Raw genomic sequence first — 24,943 nt, forward strand, 5'->3', positions numbered from 1 at the left:
TCACCCCTTGCGCTCAATATCCACGTCGCTTGCCTGGGTAAAATCATCCAGCGCCATCATGTGCCCCAGCTTGCCCGCCTTGGTAGTGAGGTACTGTTCGTTGTGCGGGTTCAATCCCGTGGTAATGGATAAGCGCTCGACCACATTAACACCATCACGGGTCAGGGCATCGACCTTACGCGGGTTGTTGGTCATTAACCGCAACGACGTAATATCCAGGTGGTCGAGCATCGGCACGCACAGGTCATAACGGCGCATATCGGCGCCAAAGCCCAATTGCTCGTTCGCCTCGACGGTATCGGCCCCCTGGTCTTGCAGGTGATAGGCACGAATTTTGTTCAAAAGGCCGATACCACGGCCTTCCTGACGCAAGTATAGCAGCACGCCACGGCCTTCCTCGGCAATCCGCTTGAGCGCTTCCTGTAGCTGATAGCCGCAGTCACAGCGCATCGAAAACAGGGCGTCACCGGTCAGGCACTCCGAGTGGACACGCCCCAACACCGGTTCATCGCCGGTCACATCACCCAGCGTCAAGGCGATATGATCCTTGCCTGTGGCTTCGTCTTCGAAACCATGCATGGTAAACGTGGCCCAGGGCGTGGGCAGGTGTGAAGCGGCGATGAAGCGAATGGTCACAGGTTACCTCGCTGATTAACCAAACCAGTTAACCACACCAGTGTTGGCAAAATGGTCGTGTAGTTTAGCAGGAAGCGGCGGTCGGCTCACGATTAGCGTGACGGAAAAACGTCGAGAAAAATCGGCGTGGTGCGACAATTTTTGCCATGGGTCGCGCCGCCTTGCGGTCTATCTTCCAGTACAATAGCTCCCTACAATGCGGGCAAACTTCTCAAGAGCAAGTGTCTATGAACCCCACACCTTTGCAAAACGATCGTTTTCTTCGCGCCTTGGCGCGCGAGCCCGTTGACCGCACGCCCGTGTGGATGATGCGCCAGGCAGGGCGCTATCTTCCGGAATACCGCGCTAAACGCGCCGATGCAGGTAGTTTCATGGACCTTTGCCAAAACCATGACCTGGCTTGCGAGGTAACGCTGCAGCCTCTTGAGCGTTTCCCGCTGGATGCCGCCATCCTGTTTTCGGATATCCTGACGATTCCCGACGCCATGGGCCTGGGGCTGTATTTCGAAACCGGTGAGGGCCCCAAGTTCAAAAAGACCGTGCGTACCGCTGATGAGGTTGCCGCGCTCCGCGTTCCCGATGCCGAGCGCGACCTGGATTACGTGATGCGTGCGGTGTCCACGATTCGCCGTGAGCTGAACGGCCGCATGCCGTTGATTGGCTTCTCCGGCAGCCCCTGGACACTGGCTACCTATATGGTCGAGGGCAGCTCGAGCAAAGATTTTCGCCACCTGAAAACCATGCTCTATGACACGCCGGATACCATGCACCAGTTGCTGGACACCCTGGCCCACGCGGTGACCGACTACCTTAACGCGCAGATTCGTGCGGGCGCCCAGGCGGTACAGATTTTCGATACCTGGGGCGGCGCGCTGACCACCCCGGCGTACCTCGAGTTTTCGCTGCGCTATATGGAGCAGATTGTCGCCGGGCTGATCCGCGAGCATGACGGGCGCCGGGTGCCAGTGATTCTGTTCACCAAGAATGGCGGCCAGTGGCTGGAACACATCGCTTGTGCCGGGTCCGATGCCGTGGGCATCGACTGGTCCACAGAGCTTTCCGATGCCCGCGCCCGGGTCGGCCACAAGGTCGCGCTACAGGGCAACCTGGACCCCAACGTGCTGTTCGCGCGGCCTTCCGCGATCCGCGCCGAAGTTGCCCGCGTGCTGGAAAGCTACGGCCATGGTCCCGGGCATATCTTTAACCTGGGCCACGGCATCAGCCAGTTCACCAACCCGGATCATGTCACCGCCTTCATGGAAGCGCTGCACGACCTTAGCCCGCAATATCATCAGAGCATCGCGATCCAATCGAACGATGCACATCCGGGAGCCCAGCCATGAGCAAATTACGTGACGACCAGTGGTTTACCGAAGTCTTCGATAGCCACGGCAGTGCTTTCTCGCTGAAAGTCACTGATAAACTGCTGGATGTGCAAAGCGCCTATCAGCACCTGGAAGTCTACGCCACCGAGACCTATGGCAACCTACTGGTGCTGGACGGCTGCGTGATGCTCACCGACCGCGATAACTTTCTCTACCACGAGATGATTGCCCATCCGGCGTTGTTCACCCATCAGGCCCCCAAGCGGGTGGTGATCATTGGCGGCGGCGACTGCGGGACACTCAAAGAAGTATTGCGTCACCCTGGCGTTGAACACGTCACCCAGATAGATATCGACGAGGAAGTCACCAAAGCCTCCGAGCGCTTCTTTCCAGCGCTGGTGGAATCGAACAATGATCCCCGCGCCGAGCTGCTGTTCGCCGATGGCGTCAAGTGGGTGGACGATACCCCCGACGAGAGCATCGATGTACTGATTATCGACTCCACCGACCCGGTTGGCCCAGCCGAGGGCCTGTTTAAAACCGATTTCTTAAGGCGCTGCCATCGCATCCTTAAAGACGGCGGCGTCATGGTACAGCAGAGCGAATCGCCGCTTTACCATAGCGGCACCATCATTCGTGAACTGCGCAACGACATGCAGGAAGCCGGGTTTGACAGCGTCGCCACGCTGCCCTTCCCGCAGCCAGTGTATCCGTCCGGCTGGTGGAGCGTGACACTGGCAGGCAAAAACACTGACGTGAACACCTTTCGCGAGCAGGCAGTTGCCAACCACGACCTGCCGCTTGAGTACTACACGCTGGAAGCCCATCGCGGCGCACTGGCGTTACCACCGTTCATGCGCAGGGCCATCGCCGCCAAATAATCCCGCCAGAAAACCGCTTTTCATCATTGCCCACTGCCTCCCCGCCCCACAAAGGTGCATGGAGGGTGGGCATTTTTATTTTTTGCACCTAGACGTTCGTATCAAACGTTCGATTTATCGTTGAAAAGCGCTGAATCAGCGCCTGTACCCCTTTTGGCATCTTCCTTGCTAGGTTTAGTCACATGCTACGGCATGGATAACGATTTCAAACAATTCGAGGGAACCTACATGTTGAATAAAAAACACTTGGCGCTGCTGGTATCTGCTGGTTCGATTACCCTTGCGGGTATGACCACCGCTCAGGCCGACACGCTGGAAGATACCCGGGATAACGGCGCCGTTCGTTGCGGCGTCAGCGATGGCTTACCCGGCTTCTCGGCACCGGATGACGATGGCAATTGGCAAGGGCTTGACGTTGACGTCTGCCGCGCCGTCGCCGCCGCCGTACTCGGTGATGCCGACGCGGTTGACTACATTTCCCTCAATGCCGTAGAGCGCTTCACGGCCCTGCAGTCTGGCGAAGTGGATGTACTGTCACGCAACACCACCTGGACCACGACGCGCGACACCACGTTGGGTCTCAATTTCACCGGCGTAACGTTCTATGACGGCCAAGGCTTCATGGTGTCACGGGATCTGGGGATTACGGGCGCAGATGAGTTAAACGGTGCGTCCATCTGCATTCAGTCAGGTACCACCACCGAGCTAAACCTCGCCGACTACTTCCGTGCTAATGACATGGAATTCAACCCCATCGTATTTGATACCTCCGAACAAACCGTGGGCGGCTATCAGGCAGGACGCTGTGACGTACTGACATCCGACACTTCTCAGTTGGCCGCCCTGCGTATCCAGCTAGATAACCCTGAAGGCTCAATGATTCTTTCGGACGTGATCTCCAAAGAACCGCTGGGCCCCGTGGTACGCCAGGGCGATGATACCTGGTTCAACATCGTGAAATGGTCGCTGTTCGCCATGATCAACGCTGAAGAATACGGTGTTACCAGCGAAAATGTCGACGAGATGACATCGTCTGAAGACCCCAATGTTGCACGACTGCTAGGCCAGGATGGCAACTACGGCGAAGGCATGGGACTGGAGGCTGACTGGGCCTACAACATCATCAGCCAAGTCGGCAACTACGCTGAAAGCTTCGACCGCAACGTGGGCATGGGCTCACCGCTTGAAATTGAACGCGGTGTCAACGCCCTGTGGACTGACGGTGGCTTCCAGTATGCTCCGCCGATTCGCTAAGCGTCTCGCTTGACCCCTGGCCCGCCATGCCCTGTTGCCAGGGTATAGGCGGGCCATCTGATTGACTTTCCGTATCGCGGAGACGCCACCCATGTCTGTACGACCCAATGCTCGCCCCGTCGGCCAAAAGCCGCCGTTCTGGCGAGACCGCGCGAAGCGCGCGCTTATTTTCCAAATCCTCTTAGTCACCGCTGTGGTGGCTTTTCTTATCTATATAATCGGCAACACCCAAGCCAACCTTGAGGCTCGAGGCATCACCACTGGCTTTGGCTTTTTAAGCAACACCGCCGGCTTCGGTATTGGCCAGACCTTGATCGAGTACTCCTCCCAGAGTAGCTACGGCCGTACTTTCGTGATCGGCCTGCTTAACACGCTGCTGGTCGGTGGATTGGGGGTGTTGGCCGCCTCGATTATCGGTTTTATTGTCGGTATTGCGCGGCTTTCGCCCAATTGGCTGATCGCTAGGTTAGCCAACGCCTACATCGAAACCTTCCGTAATATTCCGCTGCTGTTGCAGATTTTCTTCTGGTACTTCGCGGTACTGCGGGCTCTACCCAGCGCCCGGGAGAGCATGGCGTTTGGCGAAGCCATCTTTCTCAATGTGCGTGGGCTATATCTGCCCCAACCGCTTTTCGAGTCAGGCTTCGGACTGATTCCTGCCACCTTTGTGGTGGCGATCGTTGCCAGTATCGCGCTGATTGTCTGGAATAAACGTCGCCATGAAGCCACCGGCAAACGCCTGCCGGTTTTCTGGATGTCCCTGGTGATTATTTTTGGTCTTCCACTACTGGTGCTCGTCGTCACGGGTGTACCGGTGACCTGGGAAATGCCGGTACTGCGCGGCTTCAACTTTGGCGGTGGCATCACCATCATTCCCGAGTTTCTAGCCCTGTGGCTGGCGCTGTCCATCTACACCGCGTCGTTCATTGCCGAAATTGTGCGTTCGGGTATTCAGGCGATCCCTCATGGGCAAACGGAAGCCGCCCAGGCACTCAGCTTGCCGCGCAAACTCGTCCTGCGTCTGGTGATCATTCCACAAGCCATGCGGGTCATTATTCCGCCACTCACCAGCCAATACCTCAACCTGATAAAGAACTCTTCCCTGGCCACCGCCATCGGTTATCCCGATCTGGTCTCGGTGTTTGCTGGCACCACGCTCAACCAGACCGGTCAGGCCATCGAGGTGATTGCCATGACCATGGCGGTTTATCTGATCATCAGCTTGCTGGTGTCCATGTTCATGAACTGGTTCAACGCTCGCGTTGCGCTGGTCGAACGCTAGGCCGGAGACGACCTTTATGATTCACAACAAAGACATGATACCCGAGCAGCCTGCTCCGAAAGGCACCATCGGCCCCATTGCCTGGCTACGCGGCAACCTGTTCAACGGCCCCATTAATAGCCTGTTCACGCTGTTGGGCCTGTATGTCCTGTACCTGCTCGTGGTGCCCACGATCCAGTGGGCGTTTATCGATGCCAACTGGGTGGGCGATAGCCGCGAAGACTGCACACGGGCCGGCGCTTGCTGGGTATTCGTCAACGCACGCTTTTCCCAGTTTATTTATGGGCTCTATCCCAGCGAGGAGTACTGGCGCGCCAATATCGTGTTTGCCATGTTCGCCGGCATTATCGCCTGGCTGGTGATCCCCCGCCTGCCGCTCAAGCGCTGGGTGGCCGTGTTTGCCTTGCTGGCCTTCCCGGTCATCGCCTATGTGCTGCTGCACGGCGGCTATTTCGATATGCCGCGCGTTTCCACCCACCGCTGGGGTGGCTTGATGCTGACACTGCTACTGGCCAGTGTGGGGATGATTGGCGCGCTGCCTATCGGCATTGTGCTCGCCCTTGGGCGGCGTTCCCAAATGCCGATTGTCAGAACGTTCTGTGTCATTTTCATCGAGTTCTGGCGCGGCGTTCCGCTCATCACCATCCTGTTCATGGCATCAGTCATGCTGCCCTTGTTTTTGCCCACAGAGCTGAGTGTTGACCGCCTTATCCGCGCGCTGATCGGCTTGACCTTGTTCCAGAGCGCCTATATGGCGGAGGTGATTCGCGGGGGGCTGCAGGCGATCCCCAAAGGCCAGGATGAAGCAGCGGCAGCGCTGGGGATGACCTACTGGAAACGCATGGGGCTGATCATCATGCCCCAGGCGCTGAAGATGATGATTCCCGGTATCGTCAACACCTTTATCTCGCTGTTCAAGGACACCACCCTGGTGATGATCATTGGGCTGTTTGATCTGTTGGGTATTGTGCAAGCGGCACTTTCCGACTCGCGTTGGCTGGGTTTCTCGCTAGAAGGCTATGTGTTTGCCGCGTTCGTGTTCTGGATTTTCTGTTTCAGCATGTCGCGCTACAGCCAGTACCTGGAACGCAGGCTAAATACCGGTCATAAGCAGTAGGTCGTCGACAACGCTTCATGCCGCTTTCTTTATGATTTTGAGTAGGATATCAACATGACACAAGCAGCCACCAACGATTCCGACCTGATGGTCGAGATGCATAATGTCAATAAATGGTTCGGCGATTTTCACGTGCTGCGGGACATTTACCTGGAAGTTAAACGGGGCGAGCGTATCGTAGTGTGCGGCCCCTCGGGCTCGGGTAAATCGACGCTCATTCGCTGTATCAACCACCTTGAAGAGCACCAGAAAGGGGATATCACCGTCGGCGGTGTCGCACTGACTCAAGACGTTAAGCGTATTGAACAGATTCGCCGCAGCGTCGGCATGGTGTTCCAGCACTTCAACCTGTTCCCCCATTTATCGGTGCTGGAAAACTGCTGTATTGCCCCGATGTGGGTACAGAAGAAACCCCGCAAAGAGGCCGAAGCGCTGGCAATGGAATACCTGGAACGGGTGCGCATTGCCGAACAAGCCACCAAATACCCCGGGCAGCTCTCTGGCGGCCAGCAGCAGCGCGTGGCGATTGCCCGTTCACTGTGCATGCACCCTGACGTCATGCTGTTTGACGAGCCCACCTCGGCCCTCGACCCTGAGATGATCAAGGAAGTGCTGGACGTCATGGTGGAGCTGGCCGAAGAAGGCATGACCATGATCTGTGTGACCCACGAAATGGGCTTCGCCAAAACCGTCGCTGACCGGGTGATTTTCATGGACCAGGGACAGATAATTGAAGAGAACGCGCCTGAGCCATTCTTCAACAACCCGCAGTCCGAACGTACTCAGCTGTTCTTGAGCCAGATTCTGGGGCATTAATCCACACCCTCTTCAGCAAGGCGGCTGTTGATAAGTACGTCATTATGGGCCTCGCTTGAGGCCCATAATGCTTATAAGACGTTTAAACACGCATTAAAAAACAATGTACAAAGGATCGCGACACCATGGAAAAGCTATTTATCGACCGGGCGCCCCAGCCTATCGCGCCCTTTTCCCACGCCTGCCGCGTGGGCGATCTGGTATTTATTACCGGACAAATGCCCACCGTGCCGGAAACCAACGAAATGCTGCTCGGCACTTTCACCGAACAGACCCATCGTGTCATGCAGAACCTGGCGATTGTGCTGGAGGAAGTGGGAAGCAGTTTCGAGCACGTGGTGCAGTCGCGGGTGTTTATTACCAACATGGGCCACTTCGACGAGGTCAACAGGGTCTACGCGAGCTACTTCCCGCAGCCGTTACCCACGCGTACCTGCATTGGCGTCACGGGACTCGCCGGTGGTGCCGACGTGGAAGTCGACATGATTGCCTGGATCCCACCGTCTGAAGGCAACTCTTAGGGCCCTATCAACGTAATACTGGCAGGCAATAGCGCTGCCTGTTCACGGTGCTGGCCAAGCGGTTTTCCAGCAAGCGCCGTGAGCAGGATCTGCAGCGGATCGCCGTGGCTGACCAGGGCGATGGTTTCCCCGCTGGCCGCTTGCTCCCAGTCGTCTATCACCGCTCGCATACGCTTTGCCACCGCGCTCACCGCCTCCACCTGGAGGTGCTGATGCTCGGCGTCCTGGGCATCCAATACCCATATACTGGGATAGCGTTCATCGCTCTGCCCCTCCAACTCGCCAAAATAGCGCTCCCTTAAGCGCGTCTCCACGCTTGGTGTGAGTCCAAACGCGTCGGCAATGTGGGCAGCCGTTTGCGACGTGCGCAAAAAGTCCGAGTGCACCACGCGAGTGGGTATCGGCCACTGCCAGTCAGCCACCCGTTGGGCAAGTTGCTGCTCACCCTGCTCGGAAAGCCCGAAGTTCGTCACGCCGTGTTCGGGCGAGCTGACAATCACCCCCTGTTGATTCGCCTGGCTATGGCCGTGGCGTATTAGCAAATAGCGATTGCGCCAATGGTCGTAAGGCGCCTGTAAAGTATTTGACATAAGTTTGTCACAAACCCTAGATTGAAAGTGTCTACTTTCGAAAATAATCATCCTTCGCATCAAATGTCCACTTATGAAACATTTCCCGCTTTCTGAGTAGAAAATCCCAGCGAAGGGAAGCGATAACACAAAAACAACACACAACGAGGCTTATTATGACAACGCCGCTCTTTCGCAAGCGCCCGCTTGCAATGCTCACCGCTGTATCGCTATTGCCGCTCGCACTGCTATCCACCCAAGCCTACGCTGAATGTGAGCGTGGCGACCTGACGGATATCTACTGTGACGCCGATGGGGATATGGTGGCTGACCGGCCAAGCGATGAATCGGAATGGGCCAACCCCGATACGCTGATCTTCGCCTACACCCCGGTCGAAGATCCGGCCATTTATTCGGATATCTGGCAGCCCTTTATCGACCACCTTGAGGAGGTTACCGAACGCGATGTGCGCTTCTTCGCCGTGCAGTCAAACGCCGCTCAGGTCGAAGCCATGCGCAGCGGTCGGCTGCATATTGCCGGTTTCTCCACCGGCCCCACGCCCTTTGCCGTGAATCTCGCCGGTGCAGTACCGTTTGCCTTGATGGGCTCCGACGACGGCCGATTCGGCTATACCCTGCAGCTGTTCACCCATGTCGACTCCGATATCCATGAAGTGGAAGACCTCAAGGGCAAGCGCGTCGCCCATACCTCGCCGACCTCCAACTCGGGTAACCAGGCCCCCCGCGCGTTGCTGCCCGAATTTGGCATCACCCCCGGTGAAGATTATGAAGTGATCTACTCCGGCAGCCACGACCAGTCCATGCTCGGCGTTGTCGCTCAAGACTATGACGCCGCCCCGGTGGCATCGGAAGTCGTCGAGCGCATGGCCGCACGGGGTCTTTATGATGAGGAAGATGTTCGCCTGATCTACGAGTCCGACAGCTTCCCCACTACCTCGTATAACTACGCACACAACCTGCACCCGGATCTGGTCGACAAAATCGAGGAGGCCTTCTTCAGCTTTGATTTTGCGGGCACCGAACTAGGCGAAGAGTTTGAAGGCGTCGAGAAATTCATCCCTATCAATTACAAAGATAACTGGCAGGTGATTCGTACCATCCAGTCCGCTAATGGCGTGAGCTATACGCCGGAAAACCTGGAAGAGTAAAACGTTACGCACCGCCATTGGCGGTGCGGTTATTTTTCGACGATGGACGCGAACACATGCTGGAAATTACCAATCTGGTCAAACGTTATGGCCACGATGAAGCCGTGCTGAAAGGGCTTGATCTCAAGGTAGAGGGAAACAGCGTCGTTTCTATCGTAGGCGCTTCGGGGGCGGGTAAAAGCACCATGCTGAGGTGCATCAACCGCCTGGTCGAGCCGACATCCGGCTCCATCAAGCTCAACGGCAACGAGCTTGTGCACCTGAGAGGGGCGGAGCTACGTCGCGCGCGACGCAAGATTGGCATGGTATTTCAGGGTTTTAATCTGCTGGACCGGTTGACCGTGATGGAAAACGTACTGGCCGGGCGCTTGGGCTATGTGAACCTCTACCAGGCGATTTCACGCCGCTACCCTCAGTCCGATATCGAGCGTGCCTTTGTACTGATGGAGCGCGTGGGCATTGCCCACTATGCCAACAAGCGCGCCGACGAGCTTTCCGGCGGTGAGCGCCAGCGGGTCGGGGTGGTGCGCGCACTGATGCAAGAGCCTGACGTGCTGCTCGCCGATGAGCCCACCGCCTCACTCGACCCGCGTACGTCAGAGCAGATCATGGTTCTGCTGCAAAGCCTGGCAAGCGAGCTGTCGTTGCCGGTGCTGATTAATATTCACAACGTCGCCCAGGCAAAGACCTATACCGAGCGCATCGTGGGCTTACGCCACGGCAAGATGATCTTTGATGGCTTGCCCGCGGACTTCAACAAAGACGCTCTGGATGCCATCTACGGCGGCATAGACGCGCCGGACGATGCGATCACCGATACACCCGCGGAGGAACACGCTCATGACTCCGCCTGACGCCCAGGCATCAACGCCACGCACCTGGAAAAAACCACCATTTATTGCCAACCCCTTGCTGCGCTACGGCTTGATCCTCGTCGGCGTCGTCTACTTGGTCTGGGCCTTTGGCTCACTGCCGTTCAACTGGGCGCGGATTGCAGAAGGCCTTCCCCGCGCAGGGCGTATTTTCGGCGGTGGTTTCCCACCCAGTCTTGAGCGCTATGAGCTGCTGATCACAGGCTTCAAGGAAAGCTTTCAAATCGCCATCATGGCGACGCTGCTGGGCGTTTTGCTGTCGATTCCGTTTGCCGTCATGGCCGCGCGCAACATTGCACCGATGCCGATATATATCATTGGCCGGGCGGTGATCATCATCTCGCGCAGCTTCCATCCGGTCATCGTGGCGATTCTATTCGTCGCCGCCGTCGGTTTTGGTCCTCTCGCAGGGATTTTGACGCTTATCCTCTATTCGATCGGTTTTGTGGGCAAGCTCCTCGCCGAAGAGATCGAAGAAATTGACTGGGGCCAGGTCGAAGCCATGAAGGCAGCAGGTGCAGGCTACGGGGCCATTCTGTTCTATGCGGTCTTCCCGCAGATACTACCGCGCCAGGTGGGGCTTTCCATGTACCAGCTCGACAGCAACCTGCGTGCTTCCGCAGTGGTCGGGATTGTCGGCGCGGGCGGCATTGGCAGCACACTGATGAACGCCTTTGGACGCTACGATTATGATTTCGCGTTTGCGATTCTACTCGTCATCATCGCGGTCATTCTGATCAGTGAAGGCATCAGCGGCTGGGTAAGGAAAAAAATATGGTAGATCACGCTCAACAACTTGCCGACCGCGTCTGGCAGCGTCACAACCCCAGGCAGCGCCTTATCCGCTTCGCTGTGCTTCTCGCGACCGTAATGGTGGTTTTCTGGGCAGTGCGCGATATTGATATCTTCTGGCCCTGGGTGTGGGACGCGCCCAATCAGATATCCGGGCTTGGCGCCCGTATGTGGCCGCCCAGTGGCGAAGGCTTGAACAACATCATTGGCGCCCTGATCGAGACCGTGCATATTGCCACCCTGGCCACTTTCCTGACGATTTTTCTCGCCCTGCCGGTGGCCTATATTGCTGCCCAGAACACGACTCCGAACCGGGCCTGCCTGTGGTTTGGGCGTTTCATTCTCGTCTCCAGCCGCTCGGTGAACACCATTATCTGGGCACTGCTGTTCGTGGCAATTTTCGGTCCCGGGGTACTCGCCGGCATTCTGGCGATCGTATTTCGTTCCATCGGTTTCATCGGCAAGCTGATGGGTGAGGCGATCGAGGAGATTGACCGGCGCCCGGTTGAGGCCATGGAAGCCACCGGCGCCTCCAAAGCCAAGGTGATTGCCTATGCAGTGGTCCCACAGGTCATGCCTGCCTTTTTTGCCATTGTGATTCTGCGCTGGGATATCAACATTCGTGAATCGACGGTATTGGGACTGGTGGGTGCCGGTGGTATCGGGGTTATCCTGCAAGGTTCGATTGATACCTTCGCCTGGCAGACCGTGGCCACCATCTTGATTGCCATCATCGTGCTGGTGCTGATTGGCGAGGCCGTCACGAGCCTGCTGCGGAGCAAGGTGCTTTAAGCCAAGTGTTGTTATCCAGGGTGAGCGTTTGACCTAGCGCTAAACGCTTGCCATGGTTAAGTGACCACTAACGACAAGGAGGATGCGTCACGATGACCACCTATATTGTTGTCGCTGATGCCGCGCGTGCGCGCATTTTTACCCGCGAAGCGCTGACACTCACCGAGCAGGAAAGCTTGGTACACGCCGAAGGGCGCCTGCACGAGGGCGATCTGGTCACCGACCGTCCGGGTGCCGACGTTCACGAATCCAACTCGACCAGCGCGCGCAGTTCCGGTGAAGAGGGAGCCGCCTCCAAACACGAGAACGAGCTGTTCGCCAAGCAGGTCGCCAACCACCTTTATAACGCTCGAGTAGGTAACAGCTTAGAGAAGCTCATCATGGTCGCTCCACCCAAATTCTTGGGCCTGCTGCGCGACAAGCTTGATGGCCCCACGCAAAAACTTGTGATTCATACCCTTTCCAAAGATCTGAGCAAAGCCTCGCTGACGGATATTCAAACGGCCGTGAGCGACCTGCGCTAACCCAGCGACGACATCCACTTCTCACTTGCCTAAAGAAACGATCGCTCTTGCCGATAGACGTGCGTGATCAATGACAGGGCGTGGCACCCGCGCCCTGATATGCACCTCGACTTGAGAGCGACCATGTTTGCATCCCTGCGCGCCAAGCTATTACTCACAACCCTAGTGGCGATTATCCTTGCCCTGGTCATCAATGGCATAGCCAGCTACATCACCGTCAAGCACCACAATACCCAGCAGGTTACCCGCAACCTGAACGCAGTCGTCAATGGAAATACCCTGGCGATTGACGAATGGTTTAACGCCCGATACAGCATGCTTGCCAGTATGGATGAGGCGGCCACTAGCGACGCTCCGCTAGAAGCCCTGCGGCAATTAGCCGACTCCGGCGACTTCATGACGGCCTATATGGCCTACCCCGAGACATCTGACGCTGTATTTTCTGATGGCTGGGAGCCACCGAGCGATTACGACCCACGCCAACGCCCCTGGTACCAGGATGCTGTCGAGGCCAAAGACACGATCATCACCGCCCCTTACGTGGACGCCCAAAGCGGCGGCTTAATCGTCACCTTTGCGCACCCTTACTATCAGAATGGTGAACTGGCGGCGGTGGTCGGTGGCGACATTACCATCCAGGCTGTCATCGAGATCGTTGCGAGCATTGCGCCTACCCCGTCAAGCTTTGGCTTTTTAACCACCGGCGACGGCACGCTGGTCGCTCACCCCAACGCCGAGTTGGCACTAGAGCCTTCCACCGCACTCAGCGACCAGTTGGATGCCGGTTATCTTCAGCAGATTGCGGCCAGCAACGAGCCCCAGGCCCTGACACTGGAGGGCCGTGAGATGTTGCTGCAAGGTGGCGCCGTCGGCGGCAACAGCGATTGGCACCTCATGGTGGCAATGGATGAGCACGAGGCCACCGCCGGACTACGCGGGATTGCCACCACGTCGGTCATCACGCTCCTGATTGTCGCAGTGATAACCGCCATCGCGCTTAGTCTGCTGCTCAAATGGTTGCTGCGCCGTCTTTTATCGGCCCGCGATGCGATGAATGACATCGCCTCGGGCGAAGGCGACCTGACCCAGCGCCTACCGGAGGAGGGTAACGACGAGATCACCCAGATTGCCGCCGCCTTCAACCGCTTTGTGGCTACCATGGACACGGTACTGCAGGATGTGCGCTCCAGCAGTGAATCGGTCCACAACGCCGCCACGGAAATCGCCAACGGCGGCCAGGACCTGTCGCGGCGTACTGAAAACACCGCCTCCAGCCTGCAACAGACGTCTGCCTCAATGGAGGAGATCACCAGTACGGTCGAGCACACATCGACGTCCGCCAAAGAAGCCAACCAGCTATCCCAGGCGGCATCCGATGTTGCCGGCCGTGGCGGCCAGGCGGTATCAGAAGTCATCACGACGATGGAGGACATCGCCGAGTCCTCGGGCAAGATTGGCGATATCGTCTCGCTGATGAACAACATCGCCTTCCAGACCAACCTGCTGGCACTCAATGCCTCGGTAGAAGCCGCACGGGCCGGTGAACACGGCCGTGGGTTTGCTGTGGTAGCGGAAGAGGTGCGTAAGCTTGCTCAACGCAGCAATGACGCCGCCAACGATATTAAAAACCTGATCGAAGACGCCCAGGGCAAGGTCCAAAACGGTTCCAAACGGGTGCACAACGCCGGTGAAACCATGGACGACATCGTCAATAACATCACCCGTGTCACCGATGTGCTCGGCGAAATCACCTCCGCAACGACGGAGCAAAGTGACGGTATCGGTCAGGTGAACATTGCGGTGGCTGACCTTGACCGCATGACCCAGGAAAACGCGGCCATGGTGGAAGAATCGACCACCGCCGCCGAGCAGCTCAAGGATCAGGCCGACCACCTCACCGAGACCATCAGCCGCTTCAAGCTATCGAGCGGCTCAGCTCCCCAGGACACCCGTTTCAGGGCGTCCGATTCACTGCCGCAGCATGCGGTCCTAGCGCATAGAGAGAATTAACAATAATGAAATTTAAGTCTGTCCGCACCCTTATTGCCACGCTGGTCGGTGGCTGCATACTGCTGGTTGTCGCGGCGTTGGTTATTTATTCGGTGATTGCCAACGCCCGCTCCCAGGCACTGGTTGAAAAGCAGACGAAAACGCTGCTCGAACAAAACATAGAGGCTCGCCTGGCAGCGACCGCTTCGGCCCAGACCGAAGAAATCAAGGGCGAGCTCGAACATGCTCTGACGCTTGCCCAAAGCCTGGCGAACACCAATGCCATGCTGGGTCAGGAAGACGACGAGGGCCAGCCGTTGATGACCATGAGCCGCGAAGAGCTTTCGCGGCTTGTGCGTCAGACCGTGGTGGACAACCCCGACCTGCTCGACGCTTTTATCGGCTGGGAGCCCGATGCCTTTGATAGCGATGACTTGTATACCGGCCGTGAGGATCAAGGTTACGGCCCGGACGGTCGCTTCATGCCGTGGTGGTACCGCACCGAAAGCGGCGATATCGAGGTGCTGGCGCTGGGCAATGACATGGAAAACCAGCAGCGCGATGCCGATGGCATTCGGCGCGGGGAATACTATCTGTGCCCCAAAGAAACCAAACGTACCTGCGTGGTCGACCCTCACTATTATGACTACAACGGCGAGACGTTGCTGGTTACGTCGTTCAATGCCCCCATTCTGGTCGACGGTGAGTTCCGCGGCAGCGCCGGTGTCGACCTGTCGGTGGAGTTCATTCAAAGCTTGCTGGAAGAGGCCAATCAGTCGCTCTACGATGGCGCGGGCGAAATCGCCCTGATCGCCTCGCACGGGGCATTGGCTGCGCACACCAGCGAGCCTGACCTGCTCGGCAAGCACGCTGACGAGGTGCTGGGTGAAGACCTCCAGGCCGGCATCGCCCAGGCTCAGCAAGGGGAAAATGTCCGCAGGCTCAACACGGGCCAGGGCATGACCGAGCTTTATTGGCCTTTCTCAGTCGATGAAAGCGGTAACCCCTGGGTGCTGATGATCCGGCTGCCTGAAAGTGCCGTCCTGGCCGGTCTCAATGACCTGCAGACACAGATGGAAAGCCAGCGCGAGGCCTCGACACTCGGCATGATTGGCATGGGGCTGGTCATCGCCTTGCTGGGCCTGGTGGCCAGCTGGTTGCTGGGTAGCAGCATCTCGCGTCCCCTCAAGCATTTGGCCAGCCGCATGCAGGCGATCGCTTCCGGCAACGGCGACCTGACCCAACGCCTGCCGGTACAGGGTCGTGATGAGAGCGCGGCGGTGGCAGAGCAATTCAATGCCTTTGCCGACAAGATCCAGGCCATCCTGCTTGATGTCCGACGCAGCAGTGAATCCGTCAATCACGCCGCCAATGAAATCACTCAGGGCGGTCGCGATCTTTCAAGTCGCACCGAACAAGCGGCTTCCAGTCTGCAGCAGACATCGTCTGCCATGGAGGAAATCAGCAGCACCGTGGCGCATACGACCAGCGCCTCGCAGGAGGCCAGCGGCCTTTCCAAAACCGCCTCGCAGCTGGCAGAGCGCACCGACGAAGCCTTTGGACAAGTCGTGACCACCATGGACGACATCCGCACCACATCGGCAGAGATTCAGGATATCGTCAGCGTCATCGACGGGATTGCCTTTCAGACCAATCTACTGGCGCTGAACGCCTCGGTAGAGGCCGCACGCGCGGGTGAGCAGGGCCGCGGCTTTGCCGTGGTGGCCAATGAAGTTCGCCAGTTGGCATCGCGTGCCAGCGACGCGGCCAAGGATATTCGCCAGCGGATCGATACCTCTACCGAAAAGGTGGCAAGCGGCACGCAAATGGTGCGCGACGCCGAGGCCGCAATGCACGAGCTTGCCGAAAGTGTCTCCCGAGTCACCCAGATGCTGGGCGATATCAGCACGGCGGCTGGCGAGCAGAATGACGGTATCAGCCAGGTCAGCATTGCGGTTACCGACCTGGACCAGATGACCCAGCAGAACGCCGCGCTGGTGCAGGAGTCAACCACCGCTGCCGAGCAGTTGAAAGACCAGGCCGACTATCTTGCCGAGCTGGTGGGCGGATTCACCTTGGAGGAAGACCGGGACCGGTCGGCGTTACCGGCCCCTGGAAAGCACCGTTAAGGAGAAGAGCGCCGTTAAGGAATCGGTGGCATGGGGATGTCATCGCTACGCTTGGCGTTAGCGGTCATCTCCCGACACAGCCGCAGGAACTCGCGCACACCGGTGGTGAGGTACTTGTGGCGGTGCCAGATAAAGGTGAACTGGCGTTTGAGATCCAACTCCGGCGTGGGCAGCGGAACCAGGCTGCCCCGCCGGAAGGCATCGCGCAGCGCCAGGCGCGAGACACAGCCGATCCCCATCCCCGACTCCACCGCCCGCTTGATGCCCTCGGTATGCTCAAGCTCCAGCAGCGTGTTGAAGCGACTGCGTCGGTGGCGAGCGGCGTGCTCCAGGGTCACCCGCGTTCCTGACCCCTCCTCGCGCATGATCCAGTCCTCCCGCATCAACTGTTCAAGCTCCAGGTGGGTCTTGCCCGCCAGGGGATGGCGCGGCGAACAGAAGACACACAGCTCGTCCTCGACCCACGGCTGGCTGATGATCATATCGTCATCACACGGCCCTTCGATCAACCCCAAATCCAGCGAGTGCTGACGGACGCCCTCGATAATATGCCGTGTATTGCGCACTGCCAGACGCACGCGGCTACCGGGATAGCGCTGCATAAAATCGCTGATCAAAAGCGTTGCCAGATAATTGCCGATGGTCAGGGTAGCGCCAACATCCAGCGATCCCACCCCTTGCTGACCACGCAGTAATTCCTCCACCTCTTCGGCACGGTCCAAAAGCGCCACTGCCTTGGGCAGCAGTTGGAAGCCAAGGGCATTGAGCTTGAGGCGCTTGCCCACGCGATCGAGCAGTTGGCAGTCGAACTGGCGCTCCAGCTCGGCAAGTGCCGTACTGGTCGCCGACTGGGACATGGCAAGCGCGCGGGCCGCATGCGACACGCTTTCGTGTTGGGCAACCGCAACAAAGACTTCCAACTGACGCAGGGTATAGTGCATGGGGTCTGACCTTTCACCAAGACGCTATATCTATTTTAAAGATAAGCGTTATCAAGATTATTTACTTAACAGATATACCATCCTTTGCTTAGACTTGCTGGCAACTTGATATCTATTTTTTATTCTTTTTTTGAATATTCGTGGCGTTGATGGCGTCACTGACGGAGGAAATGGCATGAGTAAGTTCGCCCTGGAAGATGTCCTCAGCGTTCACCACTGGAACGACACCCTATTCAGCTTCCGCACCACCCGGGAACGCAGCCTGCGCTTCAAGACCGGCCAATTCGTCATGATTGGCCTGGAAGTCGACGGCAAACCGTTGATGCGCGCTTACTCGATTGCCAGCCCCAACTACGAAGACCACCTCGAGTTCTTCAGCATCAAAGTCCCCGACGGCCCGCTTACGTCGCGCTTACAGCACCTGCAGGTCGGCGATCAGATCATGGTCAGCCGCAAGCCGACCGGCACGCTGGTCACCGACGACCTGCTGCCCGGCCGCAACCTCTACATGCTGTCCACCGGTACCGGCCTTGCGCCCTTCCTGAGCCTGATTCAGGATCCGGAAGTCTACGAGCGGTTCGAGAAAGTCGTGTTGGTTCACGGCGTCCGCGAAGTCTCCGAGCTGGCCTATGCCGACTTTATCACCAAGGAGCTGCCCGCCCACGAGTACCTGGGTGAGGAAATCTCCGAGAAGCTGGTCTACTACCCGACCGTTACCCGTGAAGAGTTCCACACCATGGGCCGCCTGACCGACCACATCCGCACCGGCAAACTGTTCGAAGACACAGGGCTTCCGCCCATCGACCCGCGCCAGGACCGTGCAATGATTTGTGGCAGCCCGGCCATGCTCGACGACACCAGCGCGCTACTCGACGAACTGGGCCTGAACATCTCGCCACGCATGGGTGAGCCGGGCGACTACGTCATCGAACGGGCTTTTGTCGAAAAGTAACGCTCTCAACGAGTCACTCTTTCAACGAGTCACTTCCTCAACAAGTAGCTCTCTCAGCGACAACTCGCCCAATAAAAACCCCCGCCACTCGGTGCCTAACAGCATCGCTTGGCGGGGGTTTCGTGTTCTGGCGCGCGGGTCGTTATACCGCGTCTTTACCGGTCTCGCCGGTACGGATACGAATCACTTGCTCAAGCGGCATGACGAAAATCTTGCCATCGCCGATCTTGCCGGTATTCGCTACCTGGGTGATCGCCTCGATGACCTGCTCGACCATGTCGTCGTCAACCGCCACTTCGAGCTTCACTTTGGGTAGAAAATCAACCACATATTCAGCACCGCGGTATAACTCGGTGTGGCCCTTCTGACGACCAAAACCTTTGACTTCGGTGACGGTAATGCCCTGTACGCCAATGTCGGAGAGCGATTCGCGCACGTCATCAAGCTTGAATGGCTTGATAATGGCAGAGATTAGTTTCATTGCGAGATCCTCTAGCTGGGTAGCCATGATAATGAAAGATAACAAGCCTAGCACCCTGCTCGCTATCCGTTACCTATCAGCATACACCGCTACCGGCGCAGAATAAAAAAAGCCTCCCCGTGAAGGGAGGCTAGTAACGAGCACTCGGGCTCTTCTGGTTGGCACCCAATAAGGTTTGGGCGCCGACCCGTTATTTTTTGATACCGAACTCAGGGTAGGCTTCAAGACCGCACTCGGCGATATCGACGCCTTCGTACTCATCTTCTTCGCTGACGCGAATACCCATGATGGCTTTCAGGATCAGCCATACGATCAGGCTGGCAATAAAGACCCAGGCGAAGATACCCAAGATACCGATAAGCTGCGGGCCGAAAGAGGCGCCATCATTGTTCAACGGCACAGCCAGCACGCCCCAGATACCCACCACACCGTGAACGGAGATGGCACCGACTGGATCGTCCAGTTTCAGCTTATCCAGCGTGACGATGGCAGCCACCACGATCAGACCACCGATCGCACCGATAATCGTCGCACCCAGTGCCGAAGGCGACAGCGGGTCGGCAGTAATTGCCACCAGGCCAGCCAGCGCGCCGTTGAGCGCCATGGTAAGGTCCGCTTTACGGAACCACAGCTTGGCAAGAATCAGGGCGGCAATCACACCACCGGCAGCCGCGGCGTTGGTATTCACGAACACCTGGGCAACGTTGTTGGCGGAATCAACCGCGGCCAGTTTCAATTCAGAGCCGCCGTTAAAGCCGAACCAGCCCATCCACAGGATGAAGGTACCCAGCGTCGCCAGCGGCATGTTGGCACCCGGAATCGCATGGATAGAACCATCTTTGCCGTACTTGCCCTTACGCGGACCCAGCACGATAACGCCTGCCAACGCGGCTGCGGCACCGGCAAGGTGTACAATGCCCGAACCGGCGTAGTCAGAGTAGCCAACTTCGGCCAACCAGCCGCCGCCCCAGGTCCAGTAGCCAGATACCGGATAGATCACGGCAGTCATGACGACAGCAAATGCCAGGAAGGCCCACAATTTCATGCGTTCAGCGACCGCACCCGAGACGATCGACATTGCGGTTGCGACAAACACGACCTGGAAGAAGAAGTCGGAACGCATGGAATAGTAAGGTGCGTCATCGCCACCGGCGGTGACCGCATCCACGCTGTTCTCAGCGCCGATCAGGAAGCCCAGGTTGGGCAGGAAGCCACCGGCGTTGCCGGAGTACATGATGTAGTAGCCCACCAGCAGGTACATGGTGCAGGCAATCGCAAACAGCGCGATATTCTTGGTGAGAATTTCAGCGGTGTTCTTGGAACGCACCAGGCCAGCTTCCAGCATGGAGAAGCCAGCGGCCATCCACATGACCAGCACACCGCAGATCAGAAAGTAAAACGTATCGAGCGCGTAGCTCAGATCAGTCAACTCATTCATTGTAAGTTCCCCGTTGAACTAAAGAAATGACCCGTAAAGCCAGGTTTAAACGGCGTCCGCACCGCGCTCACCCGTCCGAATCCGAATAACGTCTTCAAGCGGCGTGACAAATACCTTGCCGTCGCCGATCTTGCCGCTGTTGGCCGCGCTGCAGATCGCATCGAGCACGCTTTCGAGGCGACCGTCGTCCACGGCGACCTCGACTTTTACCTTGGGCAAGAAATCGACCACGTATTCAGCGCCGCGATATAGCTCGGTATGGCCTTTTTGACGGCCGAAGCCTTTAACTTCGGTGACGGTAATGCCCTGAACACCGTTGTCGGCCAGTGCTTCGCGAACGTCGTCGAGCTTGAATGGCTTGATAATGGCGGTGATGAGTTTCATCCCGAATCTCCCCTGCTGGATTAAGGAGCGGCCGAGCCGCCCAAAAAAAGTGCCTGCTCCACTAATGCGCATACCGTGCCATCTGATTTTTTTTACTTATATTTCATTGATTTAAAGGCAATAGTGTGGGGCATACTGGCGACTCACCGCCCGCCATACACGCTAACAAACCGGGTATTGCACCAAAATTGCTCAAAGGCAAAACACAAACGCCCCACCGTAGGGCATCAGCCAGCGGCACAAATTAGCCCAAGAAGCATGCGAATCCCGCCTGGGTTGCGTATCCTGATGATCAGATAGCTGTATCGAGACATTGACCGTTAGGAGAAAGCCATGGCGCCTCAAGACCGTATTAGCCGACTCGCCCAGCAAATCGGCGACCGCTTGCAGAACGCTTCCCAAGCGCCTGAAGATATCCAGAAAGGGGTTCATCAGGTGGTGCGGGGGGCCTTTGACCGCCTGGAACTGGTGTCCCGGGAGGACTTCGATATTTTGATGGACGTATTGCAGCGCACCCGCTCACGGGTAGAAGCGCTGGAACGCCAGGTCGCCAGCCTCGAAGCCGCCGTGGACGCCCAGGCAGCCGATGCCTCGACGCCCGTCGAAGCCGAGGCACCGCCGCTACCCGCAGAGCCCCAGGCGGATTCCGATAACGTCGACACCAAGGAAGATCAAGACGAATCCAAATCGCAATGATGAATGCGAATAGATATCATTGATTATTATTGTGCACATGGTAACGTAATTCGCATTCAATGATGCAGGCAATGCATCAATGCCCCATTTTGATGCATTGCCGAATTTCACCGTTACGTGATGCACGCATGACCACCGCCACCTTCGGCCCTCAAGTCAGTCAACCGCTTTATGAGCTAACACCGGGGACGCTTGCCCAGCTAGGCCAGCGTTTCGGTATTGACTATCGCGTTCGCAATGCACCCGCCGGGGCGAGCGTCGCCACCGGCAGCGTTCGCGACGTTGCGCTGCCTCAAGCAATGCACTTGACGCTTTCCGATCTATGCGTGAACTGCGCCTATAGCTCAGCCTCTCGCCAGACAGTGCCCTGGTTTATCAGCGTGGTACTCGAGGGGCACATCACCGCCCGCCTGGGGGATCAACGCCTGGAACTCAAGGCAGGCGACGGCATGTGCGTCCATTTCACTGCCGAGCAGCCGCTGACCGTTTTTCAGCCGGCTCAGGCAAGGCTGCACACGGTGAACCTGGCAGTGCTCGCCACCACCAACCTGGACCTGCCATCGACGCCCCCAGCGCCGGGCTTATACCCTTGGCGCTTGTCGGACGCCTTTACGCAGATGTTACGCCATACGACCGCCGAACCACTGGCCGACTGGCGCCAGCCACTGATCTGGCAAGGCCTGGCCCTGCAGCTGCTGGGTGAAGGGTTACCCCAGTGTGCGCGGCAAGACCCAGCTCAGGCGCAGCCGATTATACCGGCCCGCGACGAGGCGCGTTTAGCCGCCCTCCATACCCGGTTGGCGTCCCATCCCGAGCACGCCTACTGCCTCAGCGACCTGGCAAGAGAAGTGGCGATGAGTCCAAGCAGCCTGCGCCAGAAATTTCGTGCCCGCTATGGCTGCTCAATTTTTGAGCATCTACGCCAATGCCGACTGGCCAAAGCCTATCAGGCTCTTCAACGTGGGATGAGTGTTCAGCAAGTCGCGCACACCTGTGGCTATCGTCACGCCACCAATTTCGCCACGGCGTTTCGTCGCCGCTTTGGCATCGCACCCCATGACGTCATTTCACAGCGCGCCCCCAGATGAATTTGGCATTGCGCATAGCCAATTTGGCAGATTGCATACCTACTTCCTGCATTAAAAAGTAACAATTCTCATTACTAAAACCATCAAGGGATCGTTACCATGCCAATTTCAGCTTGCCACTTCCGCCCATCGCTGCTGGTCATTGCCGTGGCCATCGCCAGCGGCGTGCCTTTTGCAGCCGCTCAGGAAGCCCAGCGCGACAAACTGGGCACGGTGACCGTTACCGCTCAGCAGGCGGCCACCAAGGTGGAAACGCCGTCGATCGAAACGCCCCAGAGCGTGTCCACCATTACCCGCGAGGATATGGACAATCGTGGCGTTAGCACGGTACAGCGTGCCACCGACTACACGCCCGGGGTCTATAGCAACCAGATCGGCGCGTCCAACCGCTTCGACTACCTGGTGCTGCGAGGCTTCTCCGACGGCAGCTTGAGCAACACCTTTCTTGACGGCCTGAAACTCATCGGCGATACCAACTCGCATAGTTCCCTGCGCGTCGACCCGTGGTTTCTGGACAGCATTGAAGTCGTCAAGGGCCCCGCCTCGGTACTCTACGGCCAGGCCTCGCCAGGGGGAGTGGTGGCACTTAACAGCAAGCGCCCCGAGTTCCAGTCCGGCGGCGAGCTACGCTTCCGCGTGGGTAACAACAACCAGCGCAGCGCCGCCTTTGACCTGACCGGCCCACTCGGGGAAGAACAGCGCGTGGCCTATCGACTGGTGGGCATTGCCAGCGCCGCCGATACCCAGTTTGGTCCGACAGAGGAGGAACGCTACGCCATTGCACCGTCGCTCACCTGGGATATCAGCGACGCCACCAGCCTGACCCTGGACGCCTACCTGCAGGACGAACCCGAGGGCGGCTACCACTCCGGCGTGCCTTACGAAGGCGCCGTGGTCCCGCGCAACGGACGCAAGATAAGCAATAATTTCTTTGACGGCGAGGAAGATTATGAGGCCTATGAGCGGACCCAGCGCATGGTGGGCTATGCCCTGGAGCACCGTTTCAATGACGACTGGACCGCGCGCCAGCAGCTGCGCTATCTCAATTCCGATGTGACCCTGAATCAGGTCTATGGCTTTGGCTGGACGTCACCCACCTCCAATGAACTGGCCCGCTACTACGCCGGCAGCGAAGAATCGCTCGACGCCTGGACAGTGGATAACCAGCTTGAAGCCAACCTCAACGATGGCTTTATGGACCACACCGTGCTGGTCGGGGTCGACTATCAGCAGCGCGACAACGACGTCAGCTGGCCATCAGGCGCGTTTCCCTCGCTGGATGCGTTCAACCCGACGTATGGCGCCGACCCCACGGCGATGTATGCGCCCACCAACGAGCGTCACGAGCTGGAACAGACCGGCGTCTACCTGCAAGACCTGATCGCGCTGGATAACTGGCGCTTCACCCTGGGCGGGCGCTACGACTGGGTCGACATCGACAACACCAATCAGGATACCGGCCAATCGAGCACCCTCGACGACACCCAGTTCAGTGGCCGCGCCGGGGCGGTCTATCTGTTCGAAAACGGCGTCGCGCCTTACCTGAGTTACTCGACGGCCTTCACCCCCACCAGCTTTGTGGATGCCGACGGCGACCTGCTGGCCCCCATGGAAGGTGAGCAATGGGAAACCGGGGTGAAATACCAGCCCAACGACAGCGCCAGCCAGTACAGTGCCGCCCTGTTTCACATCAGCCAGGAAAACGTGGCCACCAAGGAACAGCCTACCGACCCTTACCGCGCGGTGGGTGAGATCGAGTCCCAGGGTATCGAGCTTGAAGCGCGCACCCAGCTCACCGAGGCGCTGTCCTTGCAGGCCGGGTACAGTTTCACCGACATCACCTACGCCAAGAGCGACGACGGCAACGAGGGCAATGACGCGATCTATTCGCCGCGCCACCAGGTTCAGCTGTGGGCGCAGTATGCGTTTAACGACGGCTGGCTGAGCGGCGCCGACATCGGCGCAGGCGTTCGCCACTACGCCGACATTGCGGCTGACCGTGCCAATACGGAAACGGTACCGGATTACACCCTGGTGGACGCCACGCTCGGCTACGATCTTGGCGAGGTAGGCATGCAAGGCGTCGAGACTCGCCTCAACGTCAGCAACCTGCTGGATGAAGAGTACGTCGCCTCGTGTAACTCACTGGAGTACTGCTACTTCGGCGCCGAACGCGGCATTACCGCCAGCGTGCACTACCGGTTTTAATGTCGGCGTTTTAAGTTCAGCAGCTTTAAATTCGCCGCGTCGGCACCGCGCCCAGGCACTCGCCTGGGCGTTTTGTTTGCAAACAAT

24 protein-coding genes are annotated in these 24,943 nt (G+C 58.0%); 18 read left to right on the forward strand and 6 right to left on the reverse strand.

All coding sequences use genetic code 11. The features are described 5' to 3' along the window. Positions 1-636 (reverse strand): GTP cyclohydrolase II, encoded by a 636-nt coding sequence (gene ribA / locus B7L15_RS13325; RefSeq protein ID WP_085919444.1) that lies wholly within the window; start codon positions 634-636, stop codon positions 1-3. A gap of 227 nt (positions 637-863) precedes the next feature. On the opposite strand from ribA, the gene hemE reads away from it, so the two are divergent. From hemE to B7L15_RS13360, 7 genes are all read left to right on the forward strand, one after another. Beyond that, positions 864-1,979 carry a uroporphyrinogen decarboxylase gene (gene hemE / locus B7L15_RS13330; protein ID WP_085919445.1) on the forward strand — a complete coding sequence of 372 codons (1,116 nt, stop codon included), beginning with the start codon at positions 864-866 and terminating at the stop codon, positions 1,977-1,979. Next, on the forward strand, positions 1,976-2,842 hold the full coding sequence (speE, locus tag B7L15_RS13335) for a polyamine aminopropyltransferase (RefSeq protein ID WP_085919446.1): 867 nt from the start codon (positions 1,976-1,978) through the stop codon (positions 2,840-2,842). Before hemE ends, speE begins: the two co-directional genes overlap by 4 nt. A 228-nt stretch (positions 2,843-3,070) precedes the next feature. Further along, positions 3,071-4,096, forward strand: coding sequence for an amino acid ABC transporter substrate-binding protein (locus B7L15_RS13340; protein WP_085919504.1), 1,026 nt, complete (start codon positions 3,071-3,073; stop codon positions 4,094-4,096). A 91-nt stretch (positions 4,097-4,187) separates the two neighbouring features. Then, positions 4,188-5,378 carry an amino acid ABC transporter permease gene (locus B7L15_RS13345; protein ID WP_085919447.1) on the forward strand — a complete coding sequence of 397 codons (1,191 nt, stop codon included), beginning with the start codon at positions 4,188-4,190 and terminating at the stop codon, positions 5,376-5,378. 16 nt (positions 5,379-5,394) lie between these two features. Further along, complete coding sequence (locus B7L15_RS13350) at positions 5,395-6,495, forward strand: amino acid ABC transporter permease (protein WP_085919448.1); 1,101 nt, start codon at positions 5,395-5,397, stop codon at positions 6,493-6,495. A gap of 54 nt (positions 6,496-6,549) precedes the next feature. After that, a complete protein-coding gene (locus B7L15_RS13355; protein WP_303393819.1) occupies positions 6,550-7,311 on the forward strand; it encodes an amino acid ABC transporter ATP-binding protein in 762 nt (253 codons plus the stop codon). Positions 7,312-7,436: 125 nt separating this feature from the next. Beyond that, positions 7,437-7,832: a RidA family protein gene (locus B7L15_RS13360; protein WP_085919449.1), complete on the forward strand. Its 396-nt coding sequence runs from the start codon at positions 7,437-7,439 to the stop codon at positions 7,830-7,832. Here the strand turns inward: B7L15_RS13360 and B7L15_RS13365 are convergent. Continuing rightward, positions 7,829-8,422 carry a histidine phosphatase family protein gene (locus B7L15_RS13365; RefSeq protein ID WP_085919450.1) on the reverse strand — a complete coding sequence of 198 codons (594 nt, stop codon included), beginning with the start codon at positions 8,420-8,422 and terminating at the stop codon, positions 7,829-7,831. The two genes, B7L15_RS13360 and B7L15_RS13365, sit on opposite strands and share 4 nt — an antisense overlap. Positions 8,423-8,577: 155 nt before the next feature. Between B7L15_RS13365 and phnD the strand changes: the two genes are divergently transcribed. From phnD to B7L15_RS13400, 7 genes are all read left to right on the forward strand, one after another. Further along, positions 8,578-9,570, forward strand: a complete 993-nt coding sequence (gene phnD / locus B7L15_RS13370) for a phosphate/phosphite/phosphonate ABC transporter substrate-binding protein (protein ID WP_085919451.1) — start codon at positions 8,578-8,580, stop codon at positions 9,568-9,570. 56 nt (positions 9,571-9,626) lie between these two features. After that, positions 9,627-10,424 (forward strand): phosphonate ABC transporter ATP-binding protein, encoded by a 798-nt coding sequence (phnC, locus tag B7L15_RS13375; RefSeq protein ID WP_085919452.1) that lies wholly within the window; start codon positions 9,627-9,629, stop codon positions 10,422-10,424. Next, positions 10,411-11,223: a phosphonate ABC transporter, permease protein PhnE gene (gene phnE / locus B7L15_RS13380; protein WP_085919453.1), complete on the forward strand. Its 813-nt coding sequence runs from the start codon at positions 10,411-10,413 to the stop codon at positions 11,221-11,223. The genes phnC and phnE (B7L15_RS13380) overlap by 14 nt, the downstream gene beginning before the upstream one ends. Next, entirely contained in the window at positions 11,217-12,026 is an 810-nt protein-coding gene (gene phnE / locus B7L15_RS13385; RefSeq protein WP_085919454.1) for a phosphonate ABC transporter, permease protein PhnE, read from the forward strand. The genes phnE (B7L15_RS13380) and phnE (B7L15_RS13385) overlap by 7 nt, the downstream gene beginning before the upstream one ends. A gap of 92 nt (positions 12,027-12,118) precedes the next feature. Further along, entirely contained in the window at positions 12,119-12,550 is a 432-nt protein-coding gene (locus tag B7L15_RS13390; protein WP_085919455.1) for a host attachment protein, read from the forward strand. A 123-nt stretch (positions 12,551-12,673) separates the two neighbouring features. Continuing rightward, positions 12,674-14,560: a methyl-accepting chemotaxis protein gene (locus tag B7L15_RS13395; protein WP_085919456.1), complete on the forward strand. Its 1,887-nt coding sequence runs from the start codon at positions 12,674-12,676 to the stop codon at positions 14,558-14,560. Between the two features lie 5 nt (positions 14,561-14,565). Next, positions 14,566-16,668, forward strand: a complete 2,103-nt coding sequence (locus B7L15_RS13400; RefSeq protein ID WP_085919457.1) for a methyl-accepting chemotaxis protein — start codon at positions 14,566-14,568, stop codon at positions 16,666-16,668. A gap of 14 nt (positions 16,669-16,682) precedes the next feature. Here the strand turns inward: B7L15_RS13400 and B7L15_RS13405 are convergent, their stop codons facing one another. Further along, entirely contained in the window at positions 16,683-17,609 is a 927-nt protein-coding gene (locus B7L15_RS13405) for a LysR family transcriptional regulator (protein WP_085919458.1), read from the reverse strand. A 175-nt stretch (positions 17,610-17,784) separates the two neighbouring features. Between B7L15_RS13405 and B7L15_RS13410 the strand changes: the two genes are divergently transcribed. Then, positions 17,785-18,561 carry a ferredoxin--NADP reductase gene (locus B7L15_RS13410; protein ID WP_085919459.1) on the forward strand — a complete coding sequence of 259 codons (777 nt, stop codon included), beginning with the start codon at positions 17,785-17,787 and terminating at the stop codon, positions 18,559-18,561. 142 nt (positions 18,562-18,703) lie between these two features. On the opposite strand, the gene glnK is transcribed toward B7L15_RS13410, so the two are convergent. The 3 genes from glnK to B7L15_RS13425 form a co-directional block, all read right to left on the reverse strand. Further along, positions 18,704-19,042, reverse strand: coding sequence for a P-II family nitrogen regulator (glnK, locus tag B7L15_RS13415; RefSeq protein ID WP_066320813.1), 339 nt, complete (start codon positions 19,040-19,042; stop codon positions 18,704-18,706). A gap of 190 nt (positions 19,043-19,232) precedes the next feature. Beyond that, positions 19,233-20,480 carry an ammonium transporter gene (locus B7L15_RS13420; protein WP_085919460.1) on the reverse strand — a complete coding sequence of 416 codons (1,248 nt, stop codon included), beginning with the start codon at positions 20,478-20,480 and terminating at the stop codon, positions 19,233-19,235. A 45-nt stretch (positions 20,481-20,525) separates the two neighbouring features. Further along, the gene (locus tag B7L15_RS13425; RefSeq protein WP_027337181.1) at positions 20,526-20,864 is read right to left on the reverse strand and encodes a P-II family nitrogen regulator; all 339 of its coding nucleotides are present in this window, start codon (positions 20,862-20,864) and stop codon (positions 20,526-20,528) included. A gap of 333 nt (positions 20,865-21,197) precedes the next feature. On the opposite strand from B7L15_RS13425, the gene B7L15_RS13430 reads away from it, so the two are divergent. The 3 genes from B7L15_RS13430 (at position 21,198) to B7L15_RS13440 (ending at position 24,856) form a co-directional block, all read left to right on the forward strand. Next, positions 21,198-21,560 (forward strand): accessory factor UbiK family protein, encoded by a 363-nt coding sequence (locus B7L15_RS13430; protein ID WP_085919461.1) that lies wholly within the window; start codon positions 21,198-21,200, stop codon positions 21,558-21,560. 128 nt (positions 21,561-21,688) lie between these two features. Further along, positions 21,689-22,648 carry an AraC family transcriptional regulator gene (locus B7L15_RS13435; RefSeq protein WP_085919506.1) on the forward strand — a complete coding sequence of 320 codons (960 nt, stop codon included), beginning with the start codon at positions 21,689-21,691 and terminating at the stop codon, positions 22,646-22,648. Positions 22,649-22,747: 99 nt separating this feature from the next. Beyond that, complete coding sequence (locus B7L15_RS13440) at positions 22,748-24,856, forward strand: TonB-dependent siderophore receptor (protein ID WP_085919462.1); 2,109 nt, start codon at positions 22,748-22,750, stop codon at positions 24,854-24,856. Positions 24,857-24,943: the final 87 nt, after the last annotated feature.

The sequence above is a fragment of the Halomonas sp. CSM-2 genome (assembly GCF_002119345.1).
Lineage (GTDB): Bacteria > Pseudomonadota > Gammaproteobacteria > Pseudomonadales > Halomonadaceae > Vreelandella > Vreelandella janggokensis.